The organism is Candidatus Neomarinimicrobiota bacterium (assembly GCA_041154365.1).
GTDB classification, from domain to species: domain Bacteria; phylum Fidelibacterota; class Fidelibacteria; order Fidelibacterales; family Fidelibacteraceae; genus Fidelibacter; species Fidelibacter multiformis.
Window position 1 is genome coordinate 1724281 of sequence record AP035449.1, and the last position, 15124, is coordinate 1739404.

General features: G+C 46.5%; 10 protein-coding genes. 7 read left to right on the forward strand and 3 right to left on the reverse strand.

Annotated features, from left to right (window positions below):
* Positions 1 to 12 precede the first annotated feature (12 nt).
* Genes strainIA91_RS07405 through strainIA91_RS07435 form a run of 7 tightly spaced genes read left to right on the forward strand, consistent with a single transcriptional unit; the run spans position 13 to position 10403 of the window.
* The gene (locus strainIA91_RS07405; protein ID WP_400166144.1) at positions 13 to 1143 is read left to right on the forward strand and encodes a PEGA domain-containing protein; all 1131 of its coding nucleotides are present in this window, start codon (positions 13 to 15) and stop codon (positions 1141 to 1143) included.
* Positions 1128 to 2813, forward strand: a complete 1686-nt coding sequence (locus strainIA91_RS07410; RefSeq protein ID WP_400166145.1) for a PQQ-binding-like beta-propeller repeat protein — start codon at positions 1128 to 1130, stop codon at positions 2811 to 2813. Before strainIA91_RS07405 ends, strainIA91_RS07410 begins: the two co-directional genes overlap by 16 nt.
* Positions 2814 to 2816: 3 nt before the next feature.
* A complete protein-coding gene (locus tag strainIA91_RS07415; protein ID WP_400166146.1) occupies positions 2817 to 4250 on the forward strand; it encodes a PQQ-binding-like beta-propeller repeat protein in 1434 nt (477 codons plus the stop codon).
* Positions 4251 to 5642 carry a WD40 repeat domain-containing protein gene (locus tag strainIA91_RS07420; protein ID WP_400166147.1) on the forward strand — a complete coding sequence of 464 codons (1392 nt, stop codon included), beginning with the start codon at positions 4251 to 4253 and terminating at the stop codon, positions 5640 to 5642.
* A 12-nt stretch (positions 5643 to 5654) separates the two neighbouring features.
* Positions 5655 to 7328 carry a hypothetical protein gene (locus strainIA91_RS07425; RefSeq protein WP_400166148.1) on the forward strand — a complete coding sequence of 558 codons (1674 nt, stop codon included), beginning with the start codon at positions 5655 to 5657 and terminating at the stop codon, positions 7326 to 7328.
* 4 nt (positions 7329 to 7332) lie between these two features.
* Positions 7333 to 8724, forward strand: coding sequence for a WD40 repeat domain-containing protein (locus strainIA91_RS07430; protein ID WP_400166149.1), 1392 nt, complete (start codon positions 7333 to 7335; stop codon positions 8722 to 8724).
* Between the two features lie 2 nt (positions 8725 to 8726).
* A complete protein-coding gene (locus strainIA91_RS07435) occupies positions 8727 to 10403 on the forward strand; it encodes a PQQ-binding-like beta-propeller repeat protein (RefSeq protein WP_400166150.1) in 1677 nt (558 codons plus the stop codon).
* Between the two features lie 261 nt (positions 10404 to 10664).
* On the opposite strand, the gene strainIA91_RS07440 is transcribed toward strainIA91_RS07435, so the two are convergent.
* The 3 genes from strainIA91_RS07440 to strainIA91_RS07450 all read right to left on the reverse strand — a co-directional run bounded on the left by strainIA91_RS07440 (position 10665) and on the right by strainIA91_RS07450 (position 15050).
* Positions 10665 to 11363, reverse strand: a complete 699-nt coding sequence (locus strainIA91_RS07440) for a methyltransferase family protein (RefSeq protein WP_400166151.1) — start codon at positions 11361 to 11363, stop codon at positions 10665 to 10667.
* Positions 11364 to 11476: 113 nt separating this feature from the next.
* On the reverse strand, positions 11477 to 11887 hold the full coding sequence (locus tag strainIA91_RS07445) for a hypothetical protein (protein WP_400166152.1): 411 nt from the start codon (positions 11885 to 11887) through the stop codon (positions 11477 to 11479).
* A gap of 139 nt (positions 11888 to 12026) precedes the next feature.
* Positions 12027 to 15050, reverse strand: a complete 3024-nt coding sequence (locus strainIA91_RS07450) for a FlgD immunoglobulin-like domain containing protein (RefSeq protein WP_400166153.1) — start codon at positions 15048 to 15050, stop codon at positions 12027 to 12029.
* Between the last annotated feature and the right edge of the window lie 74 nt (positions 15051 to 15124).

Genomic DNA, 15124 nt, shown 5'->3' on the forward strand with positions numbered 1-15124 from the left:
AAGGATAAAATCATGAAATCATCTTGGTGGTACCGTTTGTCCCTGTTGATTCTACTGAGTGTTATACCCCTGTCCGGTCAACTCAAAGAATTCGAGATCAAAGAGGTGGAAGCCCCTCCTGGCATCCCCGTCTTTATTGATTATCCTGAAAATGCAGCTGTTTACATCTTTTCTTCCATGAACAATCTGGATATCAGTTCAAATCTGGGGCTGGTTGCGGATAAAAGCACGCCCCGGGAAGGGAAATACCTCCTTATTGTGCGTTTGAACCGGCAAATCCTGACAGTAAAAGCTCCCGGTTTCAAGGAGGGGAAAATTCCCCTTCCTGCCATGGGTCAGCGCGAACGGAAGTTTTACCAGGTGGAAGAACTGATTACAGACGGGACCCTCATGATCAACTCCATACCTGAAGGGGCTGAAGTGCTGTTGAACGGTACCCAGTACGGATTCACACCTTATGAAGGTATTCTGCCGGAAGGGGATTATGAAATGATCCTCAGAAAAGAGATGTACCATGATAAAATCGACCAGATCGTGGTGGAACCGGCCGATACCATGATGTACACTTTTCGGCTGACACCAAAATTCGGCACCCTGTCTCTCACGTCAGAGCCGACAGGGGCGGAAATTTTTCTGGATAACAACCTGGTGGGGAAAACTCCGTTGAAAATAGAGAAGGTCCCTTCAGGTGACCATGAAGTCTATGCCCGGCTGGAATTTTACGAAGATGTAGTTAAAACCGTCACCATCCAGGATGCACAAACCACCAGTGATAATATCATTATGCCCAAAACCCAGGATGCCCTGAACCTGGAAAAACGGGCACGATGGAAAAAATTCCGGTCGGCAACCATGTACAGCTCCATCGGAGCCGGGGCTGCCGGTCTTGGACTCAAATTCCTGTCCGATTCAAAATTTGAAGCGTATAACAATGCCACATCCACGGCAGAGGCCACTGACCTCCGAAAACAGGTGGAGAATTTTGATCTGTACACAAAAATTGCAGTCATCAGTTGCGGGACCTTTGCCGGTTGGACCCTTTTCAATCACTGGGTGGTGATTAAAACACCGGAGCCGGTCCAATCCGTGGAGCTATCCCTTCAACCCACACCAAATGGAATCGGATTGTGCATGCGTTTCTGATAAAAGGTGCCTGGCTGATGACTCTGGGACTCTTACTCGCAAGCGGGTGTGAAAACCGGGAATGGACCAATCTCTTTGATCCGGACAACAGTTTAGATCCCAATTCCTGGTCTCCCGCAGATCTCACGATCAGGCAATTATCTGACAATCAACTGGAACTGGTATGGGAAAATCCCGACCCCCGGATTGAACGCTGTGTGATTCACCGGCAAAAAAACACAGGAGAATGGTTCATCGACTACAGTTTTTCAGCAAGCGGCGAAAACAGATGGACAGATACTGTGACACTAAGCAACCGATACAGATATCAAGTTGCATCACAGGCCGGTGACTCCCGATCAGCATCTGTTGAAAGGGAAATTATTCCCATTTTTCCACCACCGGAAGGACTGGCAGTAGAAAGCATATCGGAAACAACCGTGAACTTGCACTGGCCGGCCCATCCTTTTCAGGATTTTTCCGGTTACCGAATTGATAAAGCAATGAACGGCGGGACTTTCAAAACATGGGCTTCTGTATCCTCTGAAACACTGGGTTTATTGGACAACAGCCTGTTGGAAGACTCCATTTACAGTTATCGATTATCCGCTTTCACGCCCCGGAATGATTCGCCTTTTGGGGATACCCTATCCATCCGCTGGGAAATCACCCGTTTTGAAACATTGTGGGAATCCTTTCACAGTGCCGTAATCAACCGGATTGCCGTCAGCCCGGATCATCGCTTTGTGTATGAAGGTGACGGTGACGGCATCCTCCGGAAAAAAGAAATTTCTGATGGCTCAATACTATGGCAGGTATCCCACGATAAAAGTATTTCATCCCTAAGTGTGAGTCCTGACGGACAGCTTATTGCCGTCGGGACAGATGGCTGGAGCAGTACATCCTTTGAAATCTGGGATCCTACAGGCTGGCAGTTAAGTGCCATGTCCCATCAGGGAACCGTTCACCAGGTGGCATTCAGCGGGGACAGTCAAAAAGCGGCCTCCTGCAGTGAAGATAAAAGCATCCAGATATGGGATCGTTCCACCCAAAGCCTTTTGCGTACACTTTACAGCACCGATCCGGTCTATGATATCTGCTTTACCCCGGAGGGAAATCATCTGCTGGCAACGGGACAAAATTTTTCCATGGCCTTGTGGGATTTAAACACCGGGACTTCGCAACATTTTACCGGTCACACAGGTCAGGTTGTGGCGGTGGCCTCAAACAGAGAAGGGACTTTGTATGCCAGCGGTTCTATGGACTGGCGGATCAAAGGCTGGAATAGCCGGGGAACACAACTCTGGAGCCATGATCTGTCGGGATCTGTGACAAAACTCCTCTTTTTTCCACAGGGGGATACCCTCCTCTCTGCCGGTGAAGACAAGGTCCTCCGATGTTGGGATGCTTCAAGCGGTGAAAAAATCTGGGAGGTGAGTTTCGGAGGTATGATAAAAGATATAACAGTGGATTCATCAGGTGAAAGGATTCTCCTGGGTACGGACGATGGACATATCAGCTTTCTGGACGCTTCTTCCGGGCAGGAAATCTGGCAGCTCGAAACAGATCCGCCCCTTTTGGCTATGGGATGTACGGACCAGATAGACTATATGGTTTGCAGCTTTTCGGACAATACAGTACAGGGATTCTCAGGTGTCTTTTCATGGTTTTCAGGTTTGCCAACGGAGTAAAACATGTCTAAAACCTATGTCATTTTCCTTCTCATTCTGACATTTCTTGTGTCAGGATGTGAATCCCGAACCTATGAAAACCCCTTCGATCCTCATGTTCAGTCCCATGTATGGGCTCCGGCGAGTCTTTCAGCGGAAACCGATGCCCGGGGACAGATTCACCTTTCATGGGAACCCCGGGCTATCATTGAAACCGGATACAAAATTCAGCGCCGGGAAAATGACAGTGATTTCGTCACTCTCGACTCAACATTTGAAACCCGTTATGTAGATTCACCACCGGATCACTCCCGCATCTATGGATACCAGGTGAGAGCCTGTTTAAATGATAAACTGTCCACTCCCACCAATATCCAGTCCATCCGTTGGATACCTTTGGGAGAACAGATATGGACGTATGCCATCGGTCACTTCGGATCCTCCACCCTTGCTTTCAGTCCTGATAACCGCTATTTAGCCACAGGAAGCACCGGACTTGTAAACAATGAATATTGCGGTCCGGTAACCCTTTTTGATGCGGAAAGCGGTGGTATACTCTGGACAGGCTATCACAGTTGGGGAGTTACCGCTCTGGTTTTTTCCAGGGACAATACCATCCTCCTTTCAGGTTCGGAAGATACCCTCATCAAGGCGTGGGATGTTGAAACCGGGGATCTGTTGTGGCAAAATGCCCATCCTTACCGGATCAACACGGTGGATATCGGCGGAGACGGGACCCAGGCCGCATCGGGATGCAATGCAGGGTATGTGCGGGTGTGGAATGCCGAAACCGGAGCCCGGCTGTGGCAGCACCGTCATACACATCCCACCTGGCGTGTGGCCGTATATGATGTGGCCTTTCATCCAGAAAAGCATCAGCTGGCTTCGGCAGGTGGTGAATACATCCTTAAATGTTTTAACAGTGATACAGGTGAGCTGATCTGGCAGGATGACATCGGTGCCCAAATCAATCAGATCCGGTATAGTCATTCCGGTAACTGGATACTGGCCGGAGGCGGTGGATATCAAAGCGGATGGATCCGACTGATGGATTCCCAAAGCGGCAACGGAGTGTGGAATATTTCCCTTTCAGAACAGATCATGTCATTGGATATCTGTCCCGGAGATACCCTCATCGCCGCCGGAGATGCCCAGGGAAATATCTACATCTATCACATTGAATCGGAAACACTCCTCAGGGAATTTAATCACGGCGGATTGATCAACAGCCTGTGTTTCAGTCCGGATGCTTTCAAAATTCTGACTGCAGGAAACAACAACATGGTGAAAGTATGGGATACGGGAACAGGAGAACTTCTGTGGACCGGCACCCAGAACCGTGAAATTTATACTGCCCGCTTCAGTCCGAATGGCCAAAAACTGGCATCCATCAGTTACGACGGCCAGGTAAAATGCTGGCGGGCTCTCAATAACTGGATCATTTTCAATGGAGAGTAAATGAAGTTTACATTCTCGTTACTGATAGCTATGGTTTTCATGCAGGGATGCTCACGGGACTTCACCAATCCCTACGATCCGGAGGTCCCCCCTGCCGCCTGGATTCCGAAAAAGGTCTCCATCTCAATAGAATCCATCCAGGCCGTCACCCTGTCCTGGAAACACACGGGTGATTTTGACATATCCGCAATTGTAGAACGGCAAATGAATGAAGGAGAATTTGAGGAAATTGCCCGGACATCCGCCACGGTTTTCACAGACAGTACCCTGATTCCCGGGCGGACTTACACATATCGCATCCGGGCGGCTATTGAAGACAGGAGCTCCGATCCCAGCGAAACCCTGACCCTAGTGTGGAAAGATGCAGGGACTGTGATCTGGGAAGCCACTCTTCCCGGGGGGATTTATTCCGCCGATATGAGTCCGGACGGCTCTTTTATCGTAACCGGCGACAACAAAGGATTTGTCCATCTTTTTGAAACGGCTACAGGGGCTGAACAGTGGAACAAAAAAGTGGATGATACCGGATTGGGGACCTCACCGGAAGATCTCCATATCAGCGATGACAATCAAAAAATCGCCTATGGTGTTTGGGGCAATGATTTTAATGAAGTGGGAGTTATCTCTGCTTCCAACGGGTCCAGGCTCTGGTCTGCGGCACTAACCCGGCAGGTGGTTGCCGTTCGGTTCAGTCATGACAACTCAAAACTTGCCAGTGGAGGATACGACAACCGGATCCGGATGTGGACTGCCTCGGGAGGAAAAGAGCTATGGAATGGATATCACAGTTATTTTGTCGAGAAGGTTCTGTTTACAGAAGACGACCAACATGTCTATTCTGCCAGCTGGGATTATACCATCAAAAAATTTACCGTTTCAGACGGAACGGAGATATGGACAGCCAATCATGATGGTGAAGTATGGGATATGGATATGAGTCCCGATGAAACCCGGCTTGTCAGCGGCAGCTCCGATAAAACCGTCCGGATGTGGGATACGGCTTCCGGTTCACAATTATGGTCCCAGGCAACCCCTGCTACGGTCATGTCGGTGGATTACAGTTCTGACGGACTCCTGGTAGCCCATGGGTGTACGGATGAAGTGAAGATATGGAGTGCACAAGATGGAAGCCAGATTCACACCCTGACTCATCCCAGCTTTATTCACAGTGTGGCGTTCAGTCCCGATGCCTCGCTCCTGGCTTCCTGCGGACGGGATGGAATGCTGCGGGTCTGGCATGTGGATGACGGAACCCTTTACTGGCAATCTGCTTTTGCTGAAGATGCGGAGTTTATTGAATTTACAGTTGACGGGCGATACCTGTTTTGTACGGACCGGAGCGGGATTCTCCGTTTTCTGTTGGTGAATGATTCGTGGCATCTTCAGGAATAATGGAAGGAAACCATGCTTTTTAAACGCGTTGTGATTCCGGCATTTCTCACCCTTCTTCTGCTCAATGCTGCCTGCGACCGGAAATGGTCCAACATTTATGATCCGGATAGCGACATAACCCATGAATATGCCCCTAAAAACCTCCAGATAAGTCAGGTGGCAACCCATGAGCTGAAACTGGTCTGGGAACACGGAGACGACCGGGTGGGAGGATTTCTTCTGGATCGGAAAATCGGGGAAACGGGACCCTGGCATGAGGGCTACCGCTTGATTGACAAGGATTTACGGGAAGTTCGTGAAACGGTGGAGCAGTTGGAAATTCCCATCATATTTCGACTTCAGGCCTTTGCCGATGAAGCCCTTTCATTCAGTGCCCTTGATACCCTGATTCCCACCTTTCCCCCGCCGAAATCCCTGGGGTTTTATACAATCAGTAAATCCGGCGTGATGCTGAGTTGGGATCCTCACCCCTACACCGATGTGAATGGTTATCAAATTGAGCGGAAAAAAGGATCTGATCCGTACGTCATTCTGGATACACTTGGCACTACAACATACCGGGATACAACCCTTTCCTCAGCAGAAACATACACATATCAGGTCAAAGCAAAGGCAGGAACCCTTTTATCCGTTCCAGCACCTGAAAAAAGCATCTATTGGCAAACCGGCGACTACTCCCTGGCCTGGGAAGCTATCAATCCCAATGGGGTGCACGGACTTGTTTTTAACAACCACGGAGACCGGCTGGCAGCTATTGGCGGGTGGACATTCAATGTGTATGATGTTTATTCCGGAGAAGTGCTGTGGTCCGGGAATCACCATTCAGGTACCCATGATCTTTTTTTTATTAAAGATGATAAAGTTATCTCAACAGGCTGGGACGGTCTTAAAGTATGGGATGCAGAAACTGGAACACTGCTCAGGTCACTTTCAGATTTTGAACATATTTTAGGACTTAGTCCGGATCAATCGAAAATATATGTCAATAAACAGCAAACAAATGGTGTTCGGATCACATGTTTAAATACCGACGATATGTCAGTCCTCTGGGAAGATTCGGAAGATCGGTATATCTCCAATTCCGACCTGAACACTGACGGGACGATCCTGCTTGTCATTACACAATCCAATCCTGCTTTAGCCTTGTTTTTTGATGCAAACACAGGGAATCTTATACATGAGATATCCGATTTGGATTACAGCGGGGAATGCCGATTCAGTCCTGATGGATCCCTTTATGCTTTGAAAACCAACAGCACCCTGACCATGTATCAATATCCCACCCATTCTATCCTTTGGCAAGTGACTGATTATCAAAATTTTACAGGTAAGCAATTTTCTTTTTCTCCGGATGGCGGCACTTTTATTTTCTCTCAGGGGGATACACTTAAAGCCGTCGACCCGCTGACGGGTTCATTGCAGTGGAAGAACACACTGACCTCTTTGGCAATGATCAATGAAATGGATTTTAGCCCGGACAGTGAAAAACTTTTGGCAGCACACCGGGATTTTATCCTCCGATTATGGGATGTCCGGACCGGTGCGGAATTGTGGTCTTTTCCCTTTGAAGCGTGGAGCTCCTGCAGCTACTCACCGGATAATAACCGGTTTGCAGGTGGGGACACAGAAAGCACATTAAAGATTTGGATTGAGAAACACTGGGTTATTAGCGGAGAAAGTCCATAAAATAATGAATAAAATCAAAGCTGTCTTTTTACTTATCCTGATATCATGTGTCTGTATATCCTGCAGTGAAAGGAATTTTTCAAATCCTTTTGATCCGGCCATTTCTCCCCGGGACTGGGTTCCTGAGGATTTAACGGTAACAATATTATCTACCTCATCCGTCCGTCTGGACTGGAAGCATCCGGGGGCCTATCGGATATCCACAATCATCGACAGACAGAGAAACAGTCAGGAGGAATTTGTGGAAATCGGACGGGTTTACGGCACCACCTATACCGACAGCACACTACAGCCTGGTGGAACATACACATACCGGCTGAGGGCGGCCATAGATGACCGGACATCCGATCCTACGACCGGACAAAGTATCCGATGGGTCAATGAAGGGGTTTTAGTGTGGGAGGAAAATGGTCCTTCCATGATACGAACCTTGGATTTTTTTCACACCAGTTACATGCTTGTGGCAGGAATGATGGATGGTACGATCCGGGCATATAACGGACTGGATGGAACACTTATCTGGAGCATTCAGGCCGCAGGTACCGTTGAAGATATGGATATCAGTGCGGATGATACCCGGTTTGTTGCAGGAACATCCCAGAACACCGATCTCAACACCGAAAATACCCTGGAAGTCGGTGATCTGGCAAATGGAACAGTAATTTGGCAGGAAAGCTTTCCCCGGCAAATGGTCAGTGTGTGTTTCAGCCCGGATGGTCATACTCTTGCCTCAGGGAGTTATGATTACAAGGTTCGTCTTCATCAAAGCAACGATGGAATCCTGCTATGGGAAAATTCCAACGGATACCATATCAATAAAGTAGACATCAGTCCGGACGGTCTTTTTGTGGCCTCTGCAGGATGGGATCATTATTTGAACATCTGGAAATGGGTGGATGGATCCCTTTTATGGCAAGCCGATTGTAGCCGTGAAGTATGGGATGTCAACATCTCAGGGGATAATACCAAGATCGCATCAGGAGACCTGGCCAATGGTTTGAAAATATGGAATGTGGATACCGGATCTTTGCTCTGGTCCGACATACATTCAGGTTTTACAGATTTGGATATACATCCTTCAGATCGTAGTGTGACCTGTGCTTTTACTGATAAAACATGCTGCTACATCCTGGCAAACGGTACCATGATGTGGCAATATCCAAAAGCCGGGAAAATTCAATACAATCATGGGGGAAACAAAATCGGAATTTTTGATAACAATGGGATAGTCCGGATTCTGGATAGTGAAACCGGAGATTCATTGTGGTCCGGATTTCATGATGATTCAGGTTGGTGTATGAGCTTCAGTTATGATGATTTACTCTTAACCACCGGTGGAATGGATCAAATGATCAAAGTTTGGTATGCAAAAAATGCCTGGATAAAAATGGATTAACCATGACACATAAATTTGTTTCATTATTATTCCTTCTTCTCATCCTGTCCTGTGAAGAACGTGAATGGAAGAATATATACGATCCGGAAGGATCAAATCCCACCGAATGGGCCCCACAGACTTTTGTAGCTCACCAGGTATCTGACAGGGCTGTCAGACTAGTTTGGGAGCAGTTTGACGAACGAATCGACGGCTTTCATCTGAACAGGAAAACCGGGGATCAGGAATGGGTTGAAAAATACAGGAGTTTTAATGCCGATCTTCGAAGCTGGACTGATACCATCATGCAGATCGGACAGATTCAGAAATATGAGCTCTATGCCTTTGCAGATCAGGCATTATCCACACACATGACCCTTGAATTTATACCCGTTTTTGAAGGTCCGGAGATATTGGAAATTTCTCACATCTCATCTTCTGTAATTAAACTGGAATGGGAAGCACATCCCTATCCGACTGTCAATCTATATCACATCGAACGGAGTGTAAATGGTGCTGAATTCCAACATTACATACAAACAAGTGACATCACTGTTTATGACAGTACATTAAACCAGTCCGATATCTACACTTACCGGATCAGGGCGGTAACGGATGTGAATATTTCCACACCGGGTCAAGAAGCCTCTATACGCTGGGATCATATTGGATATGAAGCTCATTGGCTGACTCCTCTCCCCTATTATCACGCAAAACCCAGTCCGGATGGTCAGTTCATTGCAGCCTGGAAAGAGAACGATCTTTCTCTGTTTGATCTGGAAACAGGCACTCGACTCTGGACAGCAGATCCCGGGGCATATTATCCAGGTAACGTTTTGTTCAGTTCAGATAATCAATATCTCCTTTCAATAACCGGAGAACACTTTTTCAAGGTGTGGGATCGTGCCACCGGACTGGAAGCATGGACCGGGAATCATGAGGATAAACCGAATAACAGGGTCTTTGCGGTCATGAGTCCGGACGGGAGAAAAATTGCCAGCACAGATAGTTTTCATGAAGATCAGGAAGTCAACTTCAGTGTCTGGAACACATCTGATGGAACAGTTTTATGGAGTAAAGGCTTAGAAACAGGTATTGGCATGATGATCTTTTCACCGGATAATACGGAATTGTTAACCGGAGATAAAAGCGGAAATATTGATGTGTGGAACGTAAGTGACGGTACATCAGTCAGACAAATGACTCTATCAAAACCAGTAAAACTTGCGCATTTCAGTCATGATGGAAACCATTTGGCTGTCACTATGCCCAATGATGAATCTTATGAAAATCAGATTGAGATTATCCAGGTTCAAAACGGATCTGAAATAATGCAAGGAAGTCATGAATCTATGATATCTTCACTGGATTTCAGTCCAGACGACCAATATCTCATCACAGCCAGTTTTGATGATACGCTTAAGGTCTGGAACACGACAAATGGCACACTGGTGTATGCACGCTCGGGAGGCCCCCCGGCATCTTTTAATCCGGACAACACACTCATCATTTCCGGAGGGGGGATTGGAATACGGGTTTACAACAGCGAAAGCGGTTCTCAATTCTGGCAGGATAATACACCGGGTTATTCCTGGAATACTGAATTCATTGGAGATGAAGATCGTTTACTCAGTTCCAGTGAAGCGGGAACCATGGTATGGCATAAGCAATACGGCTGGCATCAGTTCGATACACCATAAGGGATGCCGGTTATCCAATTGATAAATAAGAATCTGTCTCATTTTGTTGAAATGGAGTACTATCAGAAACTGAGTTTATAGAAAGATTTTTAGATATGTTATTATATTTTATATCTAATATATGAAATTCCCTATTTGAAACAACCCCCGGGGATAAAATAATTCCGAAACTGAAAAAATGCAAGATTATATTTTTTATAATATGTTCATGTTTTGTTTTATAGGATGAATTTATACTACACTCATCCAATCATTAATCGATTACCAGATTTTTGGAAAGAGTCTGTACCGGACTTTTTCAGCATATTCTTTATAACCGGTCAATTCCTCTTGAAGGGTATAATCTTCGAGCCGGGTCCGGATAATAAGTACCAGAGAGATGGCCAGGGCAGGTACAAAAGCCCATATTGAATCCAGAAAAAGGGGGATTGCAAGGAAACTCATTACAGATCCCGTGTACCCTGGATGCCGGATCCACCGGTAGGGACCTTCAGAGATGACGGTATGTCCCCTGTCGGATTGAATGCGTACATACCCGGAGAAAAAACGGTTGATATACATGGCATAGCTTCCTAAAACATATCCTGATACAATCAGGATAAGAGCCATGATTTTCACCGGCATGCCAAAAGTCACGTTGGGTCCGTATAGAGCCTCAAAACCGGCTACTGCAGGTATGATACCCGAACCGACACCTACCAGAGGAGCCAAAATTTTATCCCATGATTTAACATTGGATAAAGCCTGAAAATGAGCTCTTTCAGAAATAAGATCGGGGGTCCGTTGTGCAACAAGAATTCGACTGACGATGAAGCCCAGAATAAAAATACCTGCAAAAACCCACGCTTCCCACCAATTCCAACGCCTGCTGATGAGCAGGGGTAAAAAAGGAATCACAAAGATGACAACTGTCAGCATCAGGACAATTCGTACAGCTTCTTTCATTTTTTGTATATTCATATGATCCACTCCAGGGATGGGGGAGAGATGGAGTGAGGGGGTGAAGGCATCTCTGCTAAAAACACTTTTACTCATCACTCCGACTCATCACTCTCCACCCACTACTCTCAACTCTATTTTAATTTTAGCCCTTTTCCCTTCACAGTCACTTCCGTTTTCCAATAGAAAGGTGGAAATCCTGTGACATGCATTTCATAACGGGGTGCAATGATCATGTCCGCGCCCTGTGATTTTTCCAGTGCGTTGTATATAGCCATACTCTCTACCATACCGGATGTTCGGTAGTAAGGAATAAAGGCATTGGGATTATTTAAAACACCAAATTGGGGTTTCTGGCCGATGGGGAAGAAAAAGAAAACCATGGTAACCTGGGCTTCACCGGTAATGTCCCCGGTAATTTCATACTGATCCGGTTCCAGAGTTGCAACGGTCTGAACTGATCCACGATCCATCTGCAAGGTGGATCCACATCCTGCAAAAATCAGAGCAACCAGCACTAGTAAACCAATTTTCTTTGCTTTCATGTCTGCCTCACTTTCTGTTAGTTCTGAAGTTATTAATATTTATAAAATATATTTTTTTTGGAGGTAAAACAAGTCCCTGGTATTTTTTTTTAACATTAGATTGGTTAAAAATTAATTAAATAAAGAAAGAAAGAAATTGTTATTTCACAAACATTATCTTTTTGCTTGAGGAATAATCGCCTGATTTCAAGTGACAAATATAGAGTCCTGAACTCACCGGATGACCGGACTGGGAGTGTCCGTCCCATTGAATGGTATAATAACCGGCAGGTTGGGATTCATGTGTGAGAGTCTTCACATGCTTACCATTAATGTCAAATATCTGCAATTGGACAACCTGTTCTGAAGGTAAGCCATAGCGAATGGTCGTCACCGGATTAAACGGATTGGGATAATTTTGTGCAAGAAAAAAGTTAGTGGGAAAACCTGTTTTCACATCCTTGACAGCCGAGGGATCCTCCTGAAGAAAGGTGAGAATCTTATCCATGAGAATTTCCCGAGTTTCTGCCGGATATACCGTTTCGAAAGGAAAACCCATGTAAACAATTTTTCCCGGGACTGATCCTCCCGGAAAAAGTCCCTCAAAACTCACACCTCCAATTGTATGTGTGCTGACGTTTTTATACCGTATGATGTTTCGTCCCCCATTCACACCCGTCACCGCATCCGCCCATTTCACATTCAGGGTTCCATGGGTGCCGTTATCAAAGGTAATATCATTTATTCCATCAAATAATCCTCCCTCGATCCCTTCGGCATTGTAATGGGTTCCGGATACATTCCCCGGTGCATCGGCAGTATATTGAGCTTTTAAAAAGTTCCTAAAAAAATCTTTATCAGTGGAAGATCCTTTGTAATCCAGATCCCAGGCAATTTCAGCCCCGGAGACAAAAAGCCGGCCTCCCCCCTGCAAAAAAGCTTTTACCTTTGTCTGTTCGCCAGATGAAAAGGTTTCATCCACCGTGGATTCATCCCCAAGGATATAATCCACCACCATATACTCCCCCAGGTGGATAAGATCTCCCGTGACAGCCTCATTTGTGGCGGATACAAAAGGTAATCCCAGATCTTTCACGGCATGGGCATGATACCGGATAAAATCGTAAGTATTACCTGTAGATGCCCGGTCAAAACCATAGACCAGAAGAATATCCGGCTCCAGTCCGGGAACCGTGTTCACAGCCAAGACTTCCGTTTCACCCGATACGCCGGCACTGTTTTCTGCCTGAAGCTTAAAAAAAAGCAGAGTATCTCGTCCACCTGTATCCAGAATATATTCCGATGATGCGAAAGTAGCTGCAGATTGAAAGGTGAGTCCGTCCGGACTGCTAAACAGGCGATAGGATTCTACTGAAGGATCAGGAGTGACTGTAATCTTAATAGATCCGTTGGAATCGGTGGATACCCCCCAGGATTTAGGTTTGGGCGGCAGGGATGCATCGGCGATATAGGTGGGCTGGACCATGGGGCCTGTCTCATCACTGAGGATTTTATAGAACACCGGATCCCTGAGAACGGTTCTAATATCTTTTTCTTCATCGTCAATCATGACCTTCCCGTACAAAAGGCGGATACCGTGACTGTAATCCACATACGAAGCATAGTGTCCGTTATAAAGCGGCTGCCAGGGTGTACCGTCCAGTTTATGCCAGCCATAAATCACTACATGATCCGGCCGTGCCGGGTCTGTAATCAGGTTACTGATGACCACATCTTTTTTCAACCCACCCATCAGCTGCCCCAATTCCCCTCCCGCTGCCAGACGCAGGGCTTCAATATCTTCATTATGTTCAATAAAGCGGGGAACTTTCACACTTTCTTCAGACCAGGGGTAGGTCACAGGTTCCAGCTTGACTTCCGCATGGACATAAATATGATCCACCAGCTTCCGGGTGGGCATGGATGCTCCGAAACGATCTGCAAGTCTCTGGGCCGTTATGGGCCCCATGGGTATCCGGCAGAAATCCTCATCGGATCCGATGGCCAGGTAATCGGGCATTACCTGATAAGAAACCACATGTGACATGCTGTTCGCGTCGGTGAATGTGGCATTCACACTTTTTAATTCCCGGAGAAAATTGGGGATATTTCCTGTGGATATTTCATCCCAGATGGCCAGTTCACGATCCTCAAAAGAGAGATTCAAGACGGATTGCATAAATTCCGATCCGGTTTTGGCATCCTCAGATCGCAGGGGGATTTGGAGGCCGGTCGCATGATACACATCTGTCTGTATCTGATCACCATAGGCCCTATCCCCATAATACTCATATCCCTGGTTTTCCTCTGCTGTGCCGGTAAGCATCCCGTGGATAAACCCGTTTTTTTCAACCTGAACCGTATGGAGAATGGCTTGTTCAGGATTTTTTTTGAGGATAAAGCGAAGGCGGCCATCCAGGGCGGAATGACGGATAAAATCCTCATCTTCGGAAGTTGTAAAAGAAAATGAATCCGCCATATACCGCTGCATAATCCGGCTCCGGTACCAGGTTCCCCCGGTAGGTGAAACGATGGGTTCTCCGTTGTACAAAGCTACGCTGTCGTTATAGGCAATTACAGTGAGATAATGGTCCTGTGCCGCATTCAGCCATTGAATCATTTGATCGCCGTACACGTGTTCATATCCATAATTGCTGTCCAGAAAAAGAATCCGTTTTACATCATCAGGGATTTCAGTAACGGCATCCAGATATGAAAATGTAAAACGTCCTCCACCGCTGTGCCCCGTCAGGATGATAAAAGGATCCATGGACTTAAAGCAGGATTTGAGATAATTCACCAGGTTTTCTACGATCTCCTGATAGTCAGGATGTTCACTTTTCCAAGCCGGCCAACTTTTCTGGGATGTTTCCAGATAAACCACTACCAGGTTATAATCAGAAATCCGCTGACGCAAAAAACGGGTCTGGGCACCGATGTGCTGAATATCGTAGTGCCAGTCGTCCCCGGCCTCTAACTGTTTGCCCACGGTCTGTTCAATTGTATTTCCGTTGGGCAGCGCATAGAATGCCAATCCCACCGGCTTATCTGCATTAAAACTATCCGGACAAGCGGCATTTATGTGGACGCGGATATCGGAAGTGTAGGAGAAAGTTGAGACTTGTTCATTAAAAGCGGGACTGAGAGAAAACCCCGGAAGAAGTCCATCTTCAGACTGTCCCATCAAAGATCCTCCTAACATCATCAAACTAAACATTAAAAAAAGCCATCGGTACATTCTCATTCTTATCTCCATCC